Origin of the sequence: Paraburkholderia nemoris, assembly GCF_905221015.1 — a bacterium.
Taxonomy (GTDB): Bacteria; Pseudomonadota; Gammaproteobacteria; order Burkholderiales; family Burkholderiaceae; genus Paraburkholderia; species Paraburkholderia nemoris.
The window spans coordinates 42,500-60,191 of record NZ_CAJNBO010000021.1 but is presented as its reverse complement, the minus strand read 5'-3'; the positions used below and the strand labels follow the sequence as shown (position 1 = coordinate 60,191).

General features: G+C 62.8%; 16 protein-coding genes. 2 read left to right on the top strand and 14 right to left on the bottom strand.

What is annotated here, in order from left to right; genetic code table 11:
• Positions 1–7: 7 nt before the first annotated feature.
• Entirely contained in the window at positions 8–412 is a 405-nt protein-coding gene (locus KHO33_RS43120; protein ID WP_054035656.1) for a MerR family transcriptional regulator, read from the bottom strand.
• Positions 413–600: 188 nt separating this feature from the next.
• On the opposite strand from KHO33_RS43120, the gene KHO33_RS28525 reads away from it, so the two are divergent.
• Positions 601–1,671, top strand: coding sequence for an MBL fold metallo-hydrolase (locus tag KHO33_RS28525; protein WP_054035845.1), 1,071 nt, complete (start codon positions 601–603; stop codon positions 1,669–1,671).
• Positions 1,672–1,753: 82 nt separating this feature from the next.
• On the opposite strand, the gene KHO33_RS28520 is transcribed toward KHO33_RS28525, so the two are convergent.
• From KHO33_RS28520 to argS, 6 genes are all read right to left on the bottom strand, one after another.
• Positions 1,754–3,340: an ABC transporter substrate-binding protein gene (locus KHO33_RS28520; RefSeq protein WP_054035657.1), complete on the bottom strand. Its 1,587-nt coding sequence runs from the start codon at positions 3,338–3,340 to the stop codon at positions 1,754–1,756.
• 246 nt (positions 3,341–3,586) lie between these two features.
• The gene (locus KHO33_RS28515; RefSeq protein ID WP_200564102.1) at positions 3,587–4,405 is read right to left on the bottom strand and encodes a cobalamin-binding protein; all 819 of its coding nucleotides are present in this window, start codon (positions 4,403–4,405) and stop codon (positions 3,587–3,589) included.
• 3 nt (positions 4,406–4,408) lie between these two features.
• Positions 4,409–5,182, bottom strand: a complete 774-nt coding sequence (locus tag KHO33_RS28510; RefSeq protein WP_200564100.1) for an SDR family oxidoreductase — start codon at positions 5,180–5,182, stop codon at positions 4,409–4,411.
• Between the two features lie 16 nt (positions 5,183–5,198).
• A complete protein-coding gene (locus KHO33_RS28505) occupies positions 5,199–5,837 on the bottom strand; it encodes a thiol:disulfide interchange protein DsbA/DsbL (RefSeq protein WP_200564098.1) in 639 nt (212 codons plus the stop codon).
• Between the two features lie 184 nt (positions 5,838–6,021).
• Complete coding sequence (locus KHO33_RS28500) at positions 6,022–6,840, bottom strand: SPOR domain-containing protein (RefSeq protein WP_200564096.1); 819 nt, start codon at positions 6,838–6,840, stop codon at positions 6,022–6,024.
• A 61-nt stretch (positions 6,841–6,901) separates the two neighbouring features.
• A complete protein-coding gene (gene argS, locus KHO33_RS28495) occupies positions 6,902–8,692 on the bottom strand; it encodes an arginine--tRNA ligase (protein WP_200564095.1) in 1,791 nt (596 codons plus the stop codon).
• A 352-nt stretch (positions 8,693–9,044) separates the two neighbouring features.
• Here argS and KHO33_RS28490 point away from each other — a divergent pair, with 352 nt between their 5' ends.
• A complete protein-coding gene (locus tag KHO33_RS28490; RefSeq protein ID WP_054035663.1) occupies positions 9,045–9,371 on the top strand; it encodes a DUF1840 domain-containing protein in 327 nt (108 codons plus the stop codon).
• A gap of 131 nt (positions 9,372–9,502) precedes the next feature.
• Here KHO33_RS28490 and KHO33_RS28485 read toward each other — a convergent pair whose 3' ends face one another.
• From KHO33_RS28485 to KHO33_RS28455, 7 genes are all read right to left on the bottom strand, one after another.
• Complete coding sequence (locus tag KHO33_RS28485; RefSeq protein ID WP_054035664.1) at positions 9,503–9,712, bottom strand: hypothetical protein; 210 nt, start codon at positions 9,710–9,712, stop codon at positions 9,503–9,505.
• 157 nt (positions 9,713–9,869) lie between these two features.
• On the bottom strand, positions 9,870–12,635 hold the full coding sequence (metH, locus tag KHO33_RS28480; protein WP_268962846.1) for a methionine synthase: 2,766 nt from the start codon (positions 12,633–12,635) through the stop codon (positions 9,870–9,872).
• A 31-nt stretch (positions 12,636–12,666) separates the two neighbouring features.
• A complete protein-coding gene (locus KHO33_RS28475) occupies positions 12,667–13,737 on the bottom strand; it encodes a homocysteine S-methyltransferase family protein (protein ID WP_175051911.1) in 1,071 nt (356 codons plus the stop codon).
• Positions 13,738–14,053: 316 nt separating this feature from the next.
• Complete coding sequence (locus KHO33_RS28470) at positions 14,054–14,311, bottom strand: BTH_I0359 family protein (RefSeq protein WP_007179533.1); 258 nt, start codon at positions 14,309–14,311, stop codon at positions 14,054–14,056.
• Positions 14,312–14,428: 117 nt separating this feature from the next.
• Positions 14,429–15,217, bottom strand: coding sequence for an alpha/beta fold hydrolase (locus KHO33_RS28465; RefSeq protein ID WP_054035665.1), 789 nt, complete (start codon positions 15,215–15,217; stop codon positions 14,429–14,431).
• Positions 15,218–15,375: 158 nt separating this feature from the next.
• Complete coding sequence (locus KHO33_RS28460; RefSeq protein WP_200564091.1) at positions 15,376–16,671, bottom strand: DUF3108 domain-containing protein; 1,296 nt, start codon at positions 16,669–16,671, stop codon at positions 15,376–15,378.
• A gap of 10 nt (positions 16,672–16,681) precedes the next feature.
• Positions 16,682–17,584: an IclR family transcriptional regulator gene (locus tag KHO33_RS28455; RefSeq protein WP_200564089.1), complete on the bottom strand. Its 903-nt coding sequence runs from the start codon at positions 17,582–17,584 to the stop codon at positions 16,682–16,684.
• Positions 17,585–17,692: the final 108 nt, after the last annotated feature.

The window sequence follows — 17,692 nt, the reverse complement described above, 5'->3', positions numbered from 1 at the left end:
TCTCCGCTCAGGCGGACCTGGTCTCGCGTGAACCGCCTTCCAGCAACGCGCGCGCCTGAGTTTCGTACTGCGCGAGGTCTTCGAGCGTTGCGTTCAGATCTTCCAGTTGACGTTCGAGCACGTCGCGATGGCGCGCCACCGTGGCAAGGAAGGCCTGCAATTGCGGCACGGTGTCGGTCGGCGACTCGTAGACGTCGAGCAGATCGCGGATCTCCGACAACGTGAAGCCAAGCCGCTTGCCGCGCAGCGTGAGCTTCAGACGAGTTCGATCGCGGCCCGAATAGACGCGCCGCAAGCCGCTCGATCCCTCACGGCTGGGCGAGAGTAAACCCTGGTCTTCGTAGAAGCGGATCGCCCGCGGCGTGACGTCGAATTCCCGCGCGAGCTCGGTGATCGTGTATTGCGTGTTCATCGGGGCATCCCGTAGCCGGGCAGAAAATCGGATTGAACGATAGAATCGACGTTTACGTTATCGTCAACTTGATCGAAACGCAACTACGGCGCAATACGGCACCGGCATGTCCCGGCCGGGCCGCAACCACGCCGTCCGGCATCGCATACCTCGCCATGCCGGATGGCCGACGGAGGAAGACAAGCACAATGAATGCACTCGAACATCAACTCGACTACCCGTTCAAGGACACCTTGCCCGAAGCGGGTCAGACACTGGAAGTCGCGCCCGGCGTGTTCTGGCTGCGCATGCCGCTGCCGTTCGCACTCGACCACATCAATCTATGGCTGCTACGCGATGAGATCGACGGCCAGCAAGGCTGGACGGTAGTCGACTGCGGCATTACGTCGGACACGATCAAGGAGAACTGGGAGAAAGTGTTCGACTCGGTGCTCGACGGACTGCCGGTGCTGCGCGTGATCGTCACGCATTGCCACCCGGATCACATTGGCCTTGCGCACTGGATTTGCAGCGGCGGCGACAAGAAACGGTGGGACGTGCGCCTGTGGATGACGCTCGGTGAATACATGCAGGCCCGCGTAATGGCGGCCGGCGACGGTTCGAATGCGGGCGGCGAGGGCGCAGCGCGCCACTTCGCACGTCACGGCCTGAACGACGAGGCGTCGCTCGAGAAGCTGCGCAATCGCACGAGCTACTACGCGAGTCTCGTGCCGGCGATTCCTGGGCAGTACCGCCGCCTGCGCGAAGCCGATGGCGTGAAGATCGGCGGCAAGACGTGGCGCGTGGTAACGGGCTTCGGCCATTCGCCGGAACACTGCGCGTTGCATTGCGAAGAGACGGGCACGTTGATCTCCGGCGACATGGTGCTGCCACGCATTTCGACCAACGTCTCGGTGTTCGACATGGAGCCGGAAGGCACGCCGCTTGCGCTGTATCTGGAATCGCTCGGCCGCTACGAGACGATGCCGGAAGACACGCTCGTGCTGCCGTCGCATGGCAAGCCGTTTCGCGGTGTGCGTACGCGGATCAAGCAATTGCGTGAGCATCATGACGCGCGTCTGGCTGAAGTGCGCGAGGCCTGTGCGGAGAAGCCGCAGAGCGCGGCGGATATCGTGCCGCTGATGTTCAAGCGCCAACTCGACATCCATCAGATGACATTCGCGATGGGCGAGGCGTTAGCGCACTTGCATTTGCTGTGGCTGGCCGGCGAGTTGAAGCGCACGCACGATGCGGATGGGGTGATCCGGTTCTCGGCGTGATTGCGTCGACAGGTTGATACGTCGATAAAAAAGCCCGGTTGCTTTTCGCAACCGGGCTTTTTTTATGCGGCGAGGCAGAGGCTTATTGCACCGCCACCGTCCCAAAGTTCTGCCGTCCAAATGGACTCACGTGATAGCCGCTCACGTTCGTACGCGTGATCGCCGCTGCGGTCGGGTAACCCAGCGGAATCCACAGCGCCTGATCGTGGATGATCTGCTGCGCCTGCTCATACGCCTTCGCGCGCTTGGCCTGATCGGGCGTGGTCTTGCCGTCGGCAATCAGCTTGTCCAGATCCTGATCGCAGAAGCGCGCGAAATTGATCCCCGACTTCACCGCATTGCAACTGAAGAGCGGTGACAGATAGTTGTCCGGATCGCCGTTATCGCCGGCCCAGCCCATGAACAGCGTGTCATGCTGGCCTTGTTTGGCCTGCTTGATCAGCTCGCCCCATTCGATCACCTTCACATCCGCCTTCACGCCGATCTTGGCGAAGTCGGCTTGCAGCAGTTCGGCGCCGGCCTTCGGATTCGGGTTCAGCACGCTGCCGTTCGGACGCACCCAGATCGTCGTTTCGAAGCCGTTCGGATAGCCCGCGTCCGCGAGCAGCTTCTTTGCCTTCACCGGATCGTACGGCCACGCCTTGACGGCCTTGTCGTAGCTCCACGTGTTCGGCGGATACGGATTGACGGCCGGCGTCGCGGTGTTGTCGAAGATCGCTTTCAGGTAGGTGGTGCGGTCGAACGCCATGTTCAGGGCCGCGCGCACCTTCTGGTTGTCGAGCGGCTTCTTCTGCGTGTTCAGCGCGACGAAGGCGGTCATGAAGGCCGGCGTCTGCACGATGGCGAGCGACTTGTCCTCCTTCGCTTCGGCGAGATCCTGCGGCTTCGGCGACAGCGCAATCTGGCATTCGCCGGCCTTCACCTTTTGCGCGCGCACCGTGGCATCCGGCGTGATCGCGTAGATCAGGCGGTCGATCTTCGGTTTCGTGCCCCAGTACGTCGGATTCACGTCGTAGCGGATCACCGCGTCTTTGGTGTAGCTCTTCAATTCGAACGGACCGGTGCCGATCGGCTTCGCATTCAGGTCGACCTGTTTGCCGGCCTTGAGCAACTGGTCGGCGTATTCAGCGGAATAGATCGAGGCGAAACCCATTGTCAGGATCGACACGAAGGTGGCGTCCGGTGCGTTCAGCTCGAACTTGACGGTGTTGTCGTCGACCTTGCTAATCGACTTGATGAGCTTCGGCAAGCCCATCGATTGCGCGTGCGGGAAGCCGCTCGCGCCCGCCACCTTGTGCCACGGATTGCTGTCGTTGAGCATGCGGTCGAACGTAAAGACGACGTCGTCGGCATTCAGCGCGCGGCTGGGCTTGAAGTAGTCAGTGGTCTGGAACTGCACGTTCGGGCGCAGATGGAACGTGTAGGTGAGGCCGTCGGCGCTCACGTCCCATTTGTCGGCCAGCGCGGGCACGACTTTCTTCGCGGCTTCGTCGTACGAGACCAGCGAATTGAAGATCACGTCGGCCGACGCGTTGGTCGTCACGAGCGAATTGAACTGCACGACATCGAAGCCGTCGGGGCTCGACTCGGTACAGACGGTCAGCGGTTTGGCGAGCACGAGCGCGGGCGCCGTGAACAGTACGGCGGCTGCGAGCAGTTTGAAGCGCATAGGATCTCCCATAACAAGCGCAGTCAGGCAGTGCGTCTGGTTGTGTGGTTATGTTCCGTTGACGGGTGGCGACCGGTCTGGCCGTCGTCTTTATTGTGATACGTTTCCGGCGCTGGCGCATGCTTTGGCTGCTGCGCTACATGTACGTCCTCGCCTTCGCGAAAGCTTATCGAAGGGTGGTTGTGGCGACAACAATTTAATCAGCATATCCATATGGGCTGAGGGTGTTGCTGCTCATGACGCCGCTCATGATGCCGCCGCGCGCTGCATCAGGTAACCGATGCCTTCGATCGCGCGCACGCCGTACCACGACACCAACTCCCCATCGATCAACTCAATGCGCTTGCCGGCCAGACGCGGATCACGCTTCAGCGTGTCGCAATGCGCTTGTGTGAAGCGATAGGGCTCGCTGGAGAGCAGTATGCGATCGACGCCGGCAAGCCACGGCGCGAGGTCGAAGTCGAGCACGGGATAGCGCGCGGCACCGGCCGCGCCGCCTTCCACGTCGGGCAGCGTCTGCCAGTTCACGAGCCTGAGCATCGCGGCGATATAGGTGTCGCGCGCCACCGTCATCCATGGCTCGCGCCAGATCAGATACAACACGTTTTGCTTGGGAAACACCTGCGCGGCCGCCTCATGCAGACGTATTTCGAGCGCCTCGCTCAGACGCTGCGCTTCCTGCTCGCGGTCGAAGATCGCGCCCAGCAACGCGTACAGCGAGAGATTGTCTTGCGGCGTCTGCGGATGGGTCACGACGATATGCGGCACGAACGCACGCAATTGCTCGACTGTGTCGCGCTCGTTTTCGTCGATATTGACGATCAGATGGGTGGGGCGCAAAGCACGAATCGCGTCGATATTCACCGCCTTGGTGCCGCCGACCTTGCGTATCTGCCGCACCTTGTCGTGGGGATGCACGCAAAAACCAGTGCGTCCGACAATCTGCCTGTCGAGCCCCAGAGCGAACAGCAACTCGGTGATGCTTGGCACCAGTGAGACGATGCGCGCACCGGCGCCCCCAATTTCGTGCGCGACGCCGGCTGCATCGACCGCACGCGGCTGCATGATTTACTCGGTGGCGGCGCGCGGTTTGCGCGGCGCGCGTTCGAAGGCGCGGTCGTAGAGCCAGCGCGGCAGCACGTGCAGCAGCATCGCCACGATGCGCATCTGCCATGGAAACACGGCAAACGCGGTTTGACGCTCGACCGCCCCGGCAACTTTCACCGCGAAACGGTCGGCATCCATCAGGAACGGCATGGTGTACGGGTTGTGCTCGGTCATCGGCGTGCGGATATAGCCGGGGGCGATCGTGACGACGCCAACGCCAAGCGGCCGCATCTCGACGCGCAACGCTTCCAGATACTTGAGCGCCGCCGACTTCGACGCGCTGTACGCGCCCGACCCCGGCAAGCCGCGTACGCTGGCCACGCTGGCGATCCCGACCAGCGTGCCTTTCTTCGCCGCGACCATCGCGGCGGCGAACGGCTCAAAGGTGGCGACCATGCCGAAATAGTTGATATCCATCACTTCACGGAACGTGCGCAGATCGCCGTGCCCGGTGAGCGCACCGCGGCTGATGCCGGCATTGGCGATCACGACGTCCGGCAATCCGTGCTGCGCGATGAACTGCGCGGCCGCTTCGGCGAGCGCTTCGGCGTCACGGACGTCGACGGAATAGGTGGAGATGGAATTCTGTGGATGGGACTGCTGGAAGGCGGCGAGAGCGTCGCCGCGGCGGGCGACCAGGCCAAGAATCGCACCGCGCCGCGCATATTCGGCGGCGAGCGCGAGGCCGATGCCACTTGAGGCGCCGGTAATGAAGACCTTCAGGGGGGAGCTCATTCCGGCGCCTTCGACATCACATCTTCTTGGCGCGGACCTGCTGCACCAGATAGTCGAGCACCTGAACCGTGCCCGGCAGGCTGTTGGTCGCAGCCGGGCCGGTTTCATACTTGCCTTGCACGGCCAGCGTCGGCACGCCGTCGATCTTGTAGTCTTCCATCAACTTCTTGTCTTTTTGCAGCGCGCTTTGCGTCGAGAACGAGTTATACGCGTCCATGTACTTCTTCGGATCGACGCCGTTCTTCGCGAGGAACTTGGTCTGGTCTTCCGGCGTCAGCAGGTAGTTCTTGTTGACGTGGATTTCATTGAAGACCTTCGGCGTGAGTTGCGTGGCGAGGCCGAGTGCGTCAAGCGCGTGGTACATCTTCGAGTGCGGAATGAAGTCGTCGCGGAAGGCAACCGGCACGCGCTTGAACACCACGTCCGGACCTTGCTTCTTCACCCATGCTTCGAGGTACGGGTTGAATTCATTGCAGTGCGGGCAGCCGTACCAGAAGAATTCGGTGACTTCGATCTTGCCGGCCGGCACGTCCGTAGGTTGCGGCGTGGACAGCACGGTGTAGTCCTTGCCGGAAACCGGTGCGGCCGGCGATGCATGCGCCGTGGCGGCAACCAGGCCCAGCGAGAGGAACAGAATGCTCAGCAGTTTTTTCATGTTGTGATAACCCAAGTAGGCGGTAAAGCGGTGGCGCCACGCAAATGCCCGTCACCGTTTTTAATGTCGGCGTTAGACGCTCTAGTCGTCCGTTGTGCTTGTCGGTTGAGCTTGTGACTCGCGCCGCACGCCGATAGTTCGGCGGCGGCGCGTTCCGGCAAATCACGGTTTGTTTATTGTTGGCTTATTGCTTCGTAAAGCGGATCACGGCTGTATCCACGCCCGCGTCGGACAGACGCTGACGGCTCGAATTCATGTCCTCGAACTTCGAGAACGGGCCGATCCGCACGCGGTAGTACGTCACGCCGCCTGCATCGCGCTGCGTAACCTTCGATTCGAAGCCCTGGAAGGCAAGCCGCGCGCGCTGCTGCTCGGCGTCGGCCGAGGTCTTGTAGGCGCCCACTTGCAGGAAGTAACCGGTGTTCGCGTCGCCCGCTGTCGGCGCCGCGCCTGAACCCGGCTTGGCGTTGGCAGCCGTGGTGGGCGCCGTACTCTTCGGCGCGGAGCCTGCCGCGGTGGCGGCCGGTGCGCTTGCGCCTTGCGGCTTTTTCACCGCACCGGTGGCCGTGCCGTTGCCGTTATCCTGCGCGGGTTTCGGTGCGACTGCCGTGCCGTTCGCATTGCCATTCGACGGCGGCACTTCAACGATCTGCGGCTCTTCCAGCATGCCCGACTGCGTCTGCGCATTGGTCTGGCCCGGCGCGGTGTTCGGCGGCGCCGGTTGCGCGGCTTGCGGCACCGGCTGGCCCGGCGTCTTGCCTTGCAGCGGACGGTTCGGGTCGTATTGCTGCGCCTGGCTCGCGCCCGTATCGGGCGCCGCGGGCGGCGCGACCTTCGAGACGAACGGCGTAGGCGCACGGGTGATATACAGCGCCACCACTACCGCGATCGCGAGACCGACGATCAGGCCCAGCACGATGCCGAGAAAAGTCCCCCCGGTTTGTTTCGATTGCGATTGCTTTGTTGTGCGGCGTGGTTTTGCCATCGTATGAATCACCTGCAAAAAGAATCCTGGAACGGCCGTCGATTATAACGACGGCCGCATGCATGTTGCGCCGGAGGACTTACATCTTGACGGGAGCGGAGACGCCGATCGTCGCGAGACCGTTGGCCAGCACCTGACGTGTGGCCGCAAGCAGCGCGACGCGTGCATTGCGCTCGGCAGCGTCGTCGACCAGCACGCGTTCGGCTCTGTCATTGTAGAACGAGTGGAATTCCCCGGCGAGGTCGCGCAGATAGAACGCGACCGCGTGCGGCGCGAGTTCGCCGGCGGCGTGCTCCAGCATGTCCGGGAACTCGGCGAGCTTGTTCAGCAGGGCCATGGCGCGTTCGCTGGTGAGCGGCGACACGTCCACCTGTGCCAGCGTGCTCTCGTCCGTGTTGTAGCGTGCCTTGCATTCCGCGATGACCGAGCAGATCCGCGCATGCGCATACTGCACGTAATGCACCGGATTTTCGTCGTTCTGTTTCAACGCCAGGTCGATGTCGAACACGAATTCCGTATCGGCCTTGCGCGAGATCAGGAAGAAGCGCACGGCGTCGCGGCCGCGGCGAATCGTCTCTTCGTCGATCAGGTCGACGGCGGCTTCCGAGCCCGGTGTCGCGCCGCCCGACCATTCGATCAGGTCGCGCACCGTGACATAGCTGCCGGCGCGTTTCGAGATCTTCACCTCTTCGCCGTTGCGCATCACCGTGACCATCTTGTGCAGGATGTAGTCGGGATAGCCCTTCGGAATGCCGATGCCGAGACCTTGCAGGCCGGCGCGCACCCGCGCGATCGTGCCGTGGTGGTCCGAGCCCTGAATATTGATGACCTTGGTGAAGCCGCGTTCCCACTTGGCGACGTGGTAGGCGACGTCCGGCACGAAGTACGTGTAGGTACCGTCGGTCTTGCGCATCACGCGGTCTTTGTCGTCGCCGTCGTCGGTGGTGCGCAGCCACAGCGCGCCTTCCTGTTCGTAGGTTTTGCCGGCGGCGATCAGCGCGGCGACGGTCTTCTCGACCCGGCCTTCCTTGTACAGCGACGACTCCAGGTAGTACTCGTCGAACTTCACGCCGAAGGCCTGCAAGTCCATGTCCTGCTCGCGGCGCAGGTAGGCCACGGCAAAGCGGCGAATCGCTTCGAGGTCTTCGACGTCCGCCGCGCCCGTGACAGGTTCGCCGTCGCTCGCGGCAACCGTGACGCCGTTCAGATAGTCTTTGGCGATGTCGGCGATGTACTCGCCGTTGTACGCCGAGGCGGGCCAGCCTTCGTCGCCGGGGGCGAGGCCGCGGGCGCGTGCCTGGGTCGACAGGGCGAGCGTCTGGATCTGCACGCCGGCGTCGTTGTAATAGAACTCGCGGTGCACGTCCCAGCCTTGCGAGGCCAGCACGTTCGAGAGCGCGTCGCCGAGCGCGGCCTGGCGGCCGTGGCCGACGTGCAGCGGGCCGGTCGGGTTGGCCGAGACGAATTCGATCAGCACATGCTTGCCGGCTTCGCGCTGCGAACGGCCGAAGGCGTCCTTTTCCGCGAACACGGCGGCGATCACGGCCTGTTTGGCGGCGGCCGCGAGGCGCAGGTTGATGAAGCCGGGGCCGGCCACTTCGGCGGCTTCCACGAGCCCTTTGGCTCGCGGCTGCGCGAGCAGCGCGTCGACGATCTGTTGCGCCAGCTGGCGCGGGTTGGCGCGCAGCGGCTTGGCGAGTTGCATCGCCACATTGCAGGCGACGTCGCCGTGCGCGGCGACCTTGGGACGCTCCAACGTGATCGTGGGCGACACGAAGGCGGCTTCGCTCGCGCCCTGGGTTGCGTCAGCAACCTGCTTCACCGTGTCGGCGAGCAGTGTTTCGAGGGTATGTTTATGTGCAGGCAGCATGCTTGTTGCGAGTCCAGTGAGGCAATCCGGTGATGCGGAAGAAGCGGCGGCCGCGCGCGAGGCGCAGCCGATTCGTCAGAAGCGTGGAAAGCGGCGCTGCACCGGCCGGGATGCGCCGGGCACTTCGGGCGTCATCAGGCACGTGGCGTGCATCGCGTTTAGCGCCGCGCGCGGCGCATTGCGGCGCGCTTTTCCGTCCAGACGGATTTTAGCAGGTGCTAATATGTTCAATGAGATGCCCACCAAGGGCCGTGGCCGCCGTGCCTGATCGGTGTGTCAACGTAACGCGCGCCGACGGCCGGCTTACAAGCCGTTCGCGCGTCAATCCAACATAACGAAAAAGGGAACAGTCATGCTGATTACTTTCAAATGTCGCGCCGCGCCCGACGTGATGATGCTGGAAAATCTCGCTCAGTACCTGGTCGGCATTGTCGGCAAGCGCCTGGGTGAGCGAGGTGTCATCACCCACGACGAACTGAGCGTCGCGATCACGAAACTCGAATCGGCGATCAGCGTCGACAAACAGGAACGTGCCGAGCACGACGGCCATTTTCACGAAGGCGAAGACGGCCACGAGCATCATGAGATCCCGCCGGGACTCGCCCAGCGTGCGTATCCGTTCCTCGACATGCTGCGCGCCGCGCAGAAGGAAAACGCGGATATCGTCTGGGGTCTCTGATCCCGCGGCGGTCCGCCGGCGGTGGTGTTCGCCGCGCTCGCGGCGCTGGTCGTGACGTGTCAATGAAAAGAGCCCGCATTCGCGGGCTCTTTGTTTTTTGCGGGTTCTGACGGCCTGTCTGCCGAACCTGCTTACTGGCTGGCGGCGTCCGCCGGGGCGGCCATCGGTGCCGACGCACCCTTCTTCATTTTTTGCTTCTTGGGCTTCTTGACGTGCTTCACGGTGGGCGGCGAATACGAACTGACCGCGCTGGAACCGGCCGGAGCGGCGGGCTGGGCAAGCGCCACCGAGGCGCCTGCGGCGAGCGAAACAGCAGTCAATAACAGCGTCAGCTTCTTCATACGATTTTCTCCGTTGACGATTGCAATTTGATAAGCCGACGCGTTTTGGCCGCGTCTGGCGGGTTGATGCCGTTTCAGTCTACAAAGCCGAAAATTACACTGCCGCAAATATTCAGCCTAGCGTGCCCGATATAGTAGGTTGCCCGCCCTGCAAGGCTTACAGCAAAGGCGCGAGCGCCCGCTCAGCGTCTGTTTTCGACAACGACATGCGTTTTGCGTAGTCTTCCAGCTGGTCCTGGCCGATCTTGCCGACCGAAAAATAGGTGCTGTCCGGGTGCGCCAGATAGAAGCCGGAGACGCTGGCCGCCGGCAGCATGGCCAGCGATTCGGTCACGCTCATGCCGATTTCAGTGGCTTGCAGCACGTCGAACATGTCGCGCTTCACGAGGTGGTCCGGGCAGGCCGGATAGCCCGGCGCCGGGCGGATGCCGTGGTACTTTTCAGCGATCAGGTCTTCGTTGGAGAGGGTTTCGGCGTTCGCGTAGCCCCACAGGTCGCGCCGCACGCGGGCGTGCAGTCCTTCGGCAAACGCCTCGGCGAAGCGGTCGGCGAGCGCCTTGAGCATGATCGCGCTGTAGTCGTCGTGATCCTTTTCGAACTGCTTTTCTTTCACGTCCACACCCAGTCCCGCCGTGACCGCGAACATGCCGATGTAATCGGCCACGCCTGAATCCTTCGGCGCGATGAAGTCGGCGAGCGACCGGTTCGGCCGCATCACGCCGTCCACCACCGGCCGCACGCTTTGCTGGCGCAGGTTGCGCCACGTGAGCGCGACTTCCGAGCGCGATTCGTCCGTGTAGATCTCGATGTCGTCGTCGTTCACCGTGTTGGCCGGGAGCAGGCAGATCACGCCGTTGGCCTGCAGCCAGCGGCCCTGGATCAGGCGCGCGAGCATCGACTTGCCGTCCGAGAACACGCGACGCGCTGATTCGCCGACGATCTCGTCGTTCAGGATCGCCGGATACGGGCCGGCCAAGTCCCAGGTCTGGAAGAACGGACCCCAGTCGATGTAGTTCGCCAGCTCGTTCAGATCGAAGTTCTTGAACACGCGGCGGCCGATGAATTTCGGCTTGACCGGCTGGTAGCCGGCCCAATCGACCTTGGTCTTGTTCGCGCGGGCTTCGGCGAGCGTGACCATGGGCAGCGCTTTCTTGTTGGCGTGCTGATCGCGGATACGGTCGTAGTCGGTTTTGAGGTCCTCGACGTACTTCGCCGCGCCTTCATCGGACAGCAGGCTCGAGGCCACGGAGACCGAGCGCGACGCGTCCGGTACGTACACCACCGGGCCCTCGTAATGCGGTGCGATCTTGACCGCGGTGTGCACGCGGGAGGTCGTTGCGCCGCCGATCAACAGCGGAATCTTCTTGATGCGGAAGTAGTCGTCACGTTGCATTTCCGAAGCGACATAGGCCATCTCTTCGAGGCTCGGCGTAATCAAACCGGACAAGCCGATGATGTCCGCGCCTTCGACCTTCGCTTTGGCGAGAATGTCGTTGCACGACACCATCACGCCCATGTTGACCACTTCGAAGTTATTGCACTGAAGCACCACCGAGACGATGTTCTTGCCGATGTCGTGCACGTCGCCCTTCACCGTAGCGATGACGATCTTGCCCTTCGCGCGCACGTCGGCGCCGGCTTCGGCCATCAGCTTCTTTTCTTCTTCGATGTACGGGATCAGATGCGCGACCGCCTGCTTCATCACGCGCGCCGACTTCACGACCTGCGGCAGGAACATCTTGCCCTGACCAAACAGGTCGCCGACGATGTTCATACCGTCCATCAGCGGGCCTTCGATCACGTTGATCGGACGGCCGCCAGCTGCGGCGATTTTCGCGCGCACTTCCTCGGTATCCTCAACGATGAAGTTGGTGATGCCATGCACGAGTGCATGCGACAGACGCTTCTCGACGGGCTGGTTGCGCCACTCGAGGTTCTCTTCCTTCTTCGCGGCGCCGGTCTTGAACTTGTCGGCGATTTCCAGCAGACGATCAGTGCCGTCTTCGCGGCGGTTCAGCACGACGTCTTCAACCCGCTCGCGCAACTCCGGATCGAGGTCGGCGTACACGCCGAGTTGACCCGCGTTGACGATGCCCATGTCCATCCCCGCCTGAATCGCGTGATAAAGGAACACGGTGTGGATCGCCTCGCGCACCGGATCGTTGCCGCGGAACGAGAACGACACGTTCGACACACCGCCGCTGATCTTCGCGTAGGGCAGGTTTTCCTTGATCCAGCGCGTGGCGTTGATGAAGTCGACAGCGTAGTTGTTGTGCTCTTCGATGCCGGTCGCAATCGCGAAGATGTTCGGATCGAAGATGATGTCTTCGGGCGGGAAGCCCACTTCGTTCACGAGGAAATCGTAGGAGCGCTTGCAGATCTGCGTCTTGCGTTCGAACGTATCGGCCTGGCCTTGCTCGTCGAAGGCCATCACAACAGCCGCCGCGCCGTAACGGCGAATCAGGTTCGCGTGATGGCGGAACGCTTCTTCGCCTTCCTTCAGCGAGATCGAGTTGACGATTGCCTTGCCTTGCACGCACTTCAGACCTGCTTCGATCACGTCCCACTTCGACGAGTCGATCATGATCGGCACGCGTGCAATGTCCGGTTCCGACGCGATCAGATTCATGAAGCGGACCATCGCCGCTTTCGAATCGAGCATCGCCTCGTCCATGTTGACGTCGATGATCTGCGCGCCGTTCTCGACCTGCTGCCGGGCGACTGCGATTGCGTCGTCGAACTGGTCGTTCAGGATCATTCGCGCGAACGCCTTCGAACCGGTCACGTTGGTGCGTTCACCGACGTTGATGAAGAGCGTCCCGGTCGTGACGTTGAACGGCTCGAGGCCGGAAAGGCGCATGGTGTGATCGGTCATGGCGTAGGTGCGGTTCGGTTGCGTGCGATTACTTGCGTCGGGTTCGATAGCGCGGCGGATCAGGATCGAGCCGCCGGACTCAGGCTGCGTCGCGGTATTGCGTCGGCCATTGGCGCGGCTTCACTTCAGCCAGCGCCTTGGCAATTGCCGCAATATGCTCCGGCGTCGTGCCGCAGCAGCCGCCGGCGATATTCACGAGGCCGGCCTGCGCGAACTCCTTCAGCAATCCCGACGTATCGGCCGGCAATTCGTCGAAGCCCGTATCGCTCATCGGATTCGGCAAACCGGCGTTCGGATAGCACGACACATAGGTGTCGCACAGTTTCGCCAGTTCGGCGATGTATGGGCGCATCAGCGCCGCGCCCAGTGCGCAGTTCAAACCAAAGGTGAGCGGCTTGGCGTGACGCAGCGAGTTCCAGAAGGCCTCGACGGTTTGTCCCGAGAGAATCCGGCCCGATGCATCCGTGACGGTGCCCGAAATCATGATCGGCAGACGCTCGCCGGTGTCTTCGAACAGCTCGTCCAGCGCGAACAGCGCGGCCTTGGCGTTGAGTGTGTCAAAGATCGTTTCGACGAGGAACAGATCGCAGCCGCCGTCGAGCAAGGCCTTCGCCTGCTCGTAGTACGCCGCGCGCAGTTCGTCGAACGTCACGTTGCGTGCGCCCGGATCGTTCACGTCAGGGGAAATGCTTGCTGTCTTCGGCGTCGGTCCGATCGCTCCGGCGACAAAGCGCGGCTTGTCGGGCGTCGAGTATTTGTCGCAGGCGGCGCGCGCCAGCTTCGCCGATTCGAGATTCATCTCGATGGCGAGGTCTTCCATTCCGTAGTCGGCTTGCGCAACCGTGGTCGCACCGAACGTGTTGGTTTCGATGATATCCGCGCCCGCCGCGAGGTACTGCTCGTGAATCTCGCCGATGATCTGCGGCTGCGTAATCGACAGCAACTCGTTGTTGCCCTTGATGTCGCGCCCGTAGTCCTTGAAGCGCTCGCCACGATAGCGGGCTTCGTCGAGCTTGTAGCGCTGGATCATCGTGCCCATTGCGCCGTCCAGAATCAGGATGCGCGACTTGAGCAGCGCGGGCAGCGCCGTGCCGCGCGTGTAGGCGGCGTCGGGACGGACTGGCGTGGCGGATTGAGCAGGCTGGTTCATGGCGGACGAGGGCTTGCGCCGGCTTTTTCGGGAAACCTGTCATTGTAGCCGCTGTGGGGCGGTCCCGCCCGGCGCGCGCTCAGCAGGCGGATGCGCGTGTCGCGGCAACGGTGGCCGGGCCTGTGGCCGCAGCGGAAACAAACAGAGGAAACGACAGAGGAAAGAAACGGGGAATCTCCAGTGGAAACAAAACGGCCCAGTCAGGTGAATGCCTGCTGGGCCGCGTTACTTCAACTGACCGACTTGTAAAGGCCGCCGGCTAAGCCGGTCGGCGCGGTCGATGGTTGTCGCCAAACCGTTACGTTAAACCCTTCAGTTAGTGAAGAATCACCGGTTGATGCATCAGGCTGTCGAATTGCCCGAGGAATTCGTCTACCTCGTCCAGCGACGGTTCCTCTTCGATCAGTTTTTGCACATGCTCGCGGAAACGCGCTGCCATTGCACCGTCAATGTAGATTTCGCGCTGCATGTTCTTGTCGACGATCTCGTAGCCGCCGGATTTCATGGCCAGCGGGCCTTCCTGCGGCGGAAACTCGACGACACAATAGTTGGGGCTGTTATAGATCATTTGCATGGCGACACTCCTTATTTCCGTTGGCTCCAGGCCATTCCTGCGCCATAGGTGGAGCTTGTGGTGTGGAATTCAAGGGGTGGGTCCGGATTGACGCTTGTACAGTTCCGAACCTACCGGTTAGACCGGCTTTCCAAGAAACGTTTCAAGCAGTGCTGCAAAACGGTGAGATTGCTCGATGGGCGCGAGATGAGCGGCATCGAGTAGTTCGAACTGCGCGCCTTGGATGGCGTCTGCTATTGCCTGCGTAGCAGCAGGTAGCGTGCCCGTGTCATGGCGGCCTCCCACGGCCAATGTTGGGCAACGAATTGTTCCCAGCTTACCGCGTAGATCGAAATCGCGCAGGGCTTCGCACGCCATTGCGTAGCCTTCTGGCAACGTATGGCTCAGCACGTCGCGAATCTGCTCGACTGCTTCGGGATGTGCTGCCTGGAAATCGGGCGTCAGCCAGCGGCTCAATGTCGCGGGCACTAGGGACGCCATGCCGTCCGTGCGCGCCGCCGCCGCACGTTGATCCCATATCGCACGGCCTTCGGGCGGCGTGCCGCTCGTGGTGTCGGCAGCGGTCAGCGTGTCGACGCGCGACGGGTAGTCCAGCGCAAATTGCTGCGCGATCATGCCGCCCATCGACATGCCGACGAGATGCGTTGTGGGTGCGCCGAGCGCATCGAGCAGCGCGGCGAGATCGCGGGACAGATCGGCGACGCTGAACGGTTCGCTCGATACCGCGGTCTTGCCATGGCCGCGCAGGTCGTAGCGCAGCACGGTGTAGTTATCGCGGAAATAGCCGGCGAGTTGGTCCCAGACAGACAGATCACCGCCGAGCTGATGAATGAACGTCAGCCACGGGCCGCCGCCCTCATTGCTCAGGACATAGCGCATCTCGATACCGTTGATTTTCACTTGCATGCGGGCTCCTTGAAGGGGGATGCAGTGGAACGAGCCGTTTGCGCGCTTCTCCCGCCTTCACTATACCTACGTGGCGGCCGCGTGAACGGTTGCAGTTCATCGTGCGAGTGCGTCGCGTCGCGGAAGTTTCAGCGATCTGTTCGAGACCCTGCTCGGGTTCAGGGTTTTTCGGGCGCGTTGCCGGGCACGGTCGAATCGACCGAGGGCGTGGTTTCGGGTGTCATCGCTTGTGCGCTGGCGGGTGATTGGTTTGCCGAATTGTCAGGCGAAGTATTGCCGGTGCCATTGGAACCGCTCGTGCCATCGACGCTGTTGGCCGGACTGCCGGTACCGTCCGCATTGAGCTTGCCGCGCCACACCAGTTCGAATTGCGTGCCATTCGGCTCGGTCTGCATGATTCGCGCGGGCAGCCAGCCAAGCGACGGCGCGAGCCATACATCGATGCGGCGCAGATCGCCGTCATGGCGAGGCAAGCGTTTGAAGTGACGCGTTTCGAGGTAGCCCTGCGCGGTGCGGATGGTTTCGTCGCCGATTGTTTCGACTGGCCAGTTCTCGCCGCTGTTGTTGTCGACCACAAAGAATTGCCGCGTCACGCCCGGCTTATAGGCGGCCGGGTCGCCGCGCACGAGGCTGGCGAGTTGCATCACCACGCTGAAACGGTCTTGCGCGCCGTCGGGCAGCGGCAGCGTGGTGGGCGTGCGCGTGAAGGCGATATTTCTGTCGGTGCGATTGAAGATCGCCACGTCTTCCGGACGACGGCCGCGCTTTTCGATGTATTGATCCGGCGCGAGGCCGAATGCATCGATGCGGCCATGGCTCGAATATACGAACGTGCCGACGAACGGCAACGGCACGGAGACGACCATTTCGTAACTCTGTGCGTTGCTGGTCCAGTGGATGGTGCCTGGCTGGTTGCGCACGCCGTTGTAGAACGTGTCGTACTGCAGTTCGCCGGACGGCGGAACGGAGAACTTCACGCCAGCAGCAGCTTGAGGCGCGCTCGCAGCAGCGGGGGCGCTGGCTGTGCCGGCGGCGGTTGCGCCCGCCTTGGCGTTGGCATCGGGGTGACTCGCGGCAGCCGATGCGCTCGCCGCGGCATCCGATGCGGCCGCGACCGCGGGTGCCTGTTTTGCCGGTTGCGTCGCGGTCAACACGTGTTCACGCGGTTTGCTCGCGACGGCCTTGTGCGCCGGAGCCGGGGTTGCCGCTTGCTGCGCGTCGGCAGCGGGTTTGCGCTCGATACGCTCGGGTGTCAGCAGCGCAACCTGCACGGGGACATGCTCGTTGTCTGATGGATTCAGCGTTGCGCGGTTGCGCTCGACCCATTGCGCCGCAATCCAGTGCAGGACGGCCACCGCCAGCAGAACCGCCAACCATCGCCCCAGCCGCAAACCGGCGCCCGGCCCGACGGGCGGCGTGCGATCAGAGCGGCCTGCGGTGGAAGGTGAGGACATGGGCGAATCGTCAGCGTGGCGTCGCACTATACCCGAGCTCATACGAGAGCTTTTGCGCACATTCGCGCAGCGCCGTATCGATCTCGCCGCCCCAGCGGATATCGAATGCGCCCTCATGACCGAGCGCGACAAGGCCCAGCGCAAGATCGCCGGTCGAATCGAAGACCGGCATGCAGAACGCGTGGATGGTCGGCAGCAACATGCCCTCCACACGCGCTGCTTCGTGCTGCCGCACCTCCGCCAGCACCCGCTCGACCTCGTCCCGTGTGCGCGGCCCAACTATGTGCGACGAGCGCCGCGAATCGGCCAGTTCGCGCTCCAGCATCGCGGCGGTCTTGCTCGACGGCAGATAGGCGGCAAACAGCAGACCGGTGGCGGAACTGAGCAGCGGCATTACGTCGCCGAGCTTGAGCGACGCCTTGGCCGGATGACTCGATTCCATCCAATGGACCATCGTCGGCCCCTGATTGCCCCACACCGCGATGCCCACCGTCAGATCGAGCCGGTCGCGCAGTTCGGCAAGCGCAATGCGCGCAAGCTTCACGCCGTCGACGCGCGCAAGCCGCGCGAGCCCCAATTGCAGCGCGAAGCCGCCCAGTTCGTAGCGGCCCGACAGCGGATCCTGCGCTACCACGCCGAGGCGCAGGAAGCTCACCAGATAGCGGTGCGCTTTCGCCGGGCTCATGCCGGCACGCTGCGCCAGATCGCGCAGCATCATCGCGCGCGGTTCGTGGGTGAGCACCTCGAGCAATCTGAAACCGACTTCGATCGACTGGATGCCGGAGCGCAGCTTTTCCTCGCCGGCCTCGACGCTTTCGTCGTCGGATTCGGGCGCGTCGAGCGGTTCCTGCGGTTCAGCGGAAGCGGAGTCGGTATCGGTGTGGATCGCGCCAGAGCGGGCAATTGGAGGCATGAGCGAGGCGCATCGAGCGCGTTCAAAAGACAGTGAGAGAGGCGTTAGACGCAAGGGCGCTTGGGCCGCGCCGATTCACCATCGTAGAATAGATTCCTTCTATCGTCA

Coding starts and splice junctions, on each gene's coding strand:
- KHO33_RS28470 (WP_007179533.1), bottom strand. CDS start 14,311: ATGCAAATGATCTATAACAGCCCCAACTATTGTGTCGTCGAGTTTCCG.
- KHO33_RS28485 (WP_054035664.1), bottom strand. CDS start 9,712: ATGAAGAAGCTGACGCTGTTATTGACTGCTGTTTCGCTCGCCGCAGGC.
- KHO33_RS28490 (WP_054035663.1), top strand. CDS start 9,045: ATGCTGATTACTTTCAAATGTCGCGCCGCGCCCGACGTGATGATGCTG.
- KHO33_RS28510 (WP_200564100.1), bottom strand. CDS start 5,182: ATGAGCTCCCCCCTGAAGGTCTTCATTACCGGCGCCTCAAGTGGCATC.
- KHO33_RS28525 (WP_054035845.1), top strand. CDS start 601: ATGAATGCACTCGAACATCAACTCGACTACCCGTTCAAGGACACCTTG.
- argS (WP_200564095.1), bottom strand. CDS start 8,692: ATGCTGCCTGCACATAAACATACCCTCGAAACACTGCTCGCCGACACG.
- KHO33_RS28455 (WP_200564089.1), bottom strand. CDS start 17,584: ATGCCTCCAATTGCCCGCTCTGGCGCGATCCACACCGATACCGACTCC.
- KHO33_RS28515 (WP_200564102.1), bottom strand. CDS start 4,405: ATGCAGCCGCGTGCGGTCGATGCAGCCGGCGTCGCGCACGAAATTGGG.
- KHO33_RS43120 (WP_054035656.1), bottom strand. CDS start 412: ATGAACACGCAATACACGATCACCGAGCTCGCGCGGGAATTCGACGTC.
- KHO33_RS28505 (WP_200564098.1), bottom strand. CDS start 5,837: ATGAAAAAACTGCTGAGCATTCTGTTCCTCTCGCTGGGCCTGGTTGCC.
- KHO33_RS28460 (WP_200564091.1), bottom strand. CDS start 16,671: ATGTCCTCACCTTCCACCGCAGGCCGCTCTGATCGCACGCCGCCCGTC.
- KHO33_RS28475 (WP_175051911.1), bottom strand. CDS start 13,737: ATGAACCAGCCTGCTCAATCCGCCACGCCAGTCCGTCCCGACGCCGCC.
- KHO33_RS28520 (WP_054035657.1), bottom strand. CDS start 3,340: ATGCGCTTCAAACTGCTCGCAGCCGCCGTACTGTTCACGGCGCCCGCG.
- KHO33_RS28465 (WP_054035665.1), bottom strand. CDS start 15,217: ATGCAAGTGAAAATCAACGGTATCGAGATGCGCTATGTCCTGAGCAAT.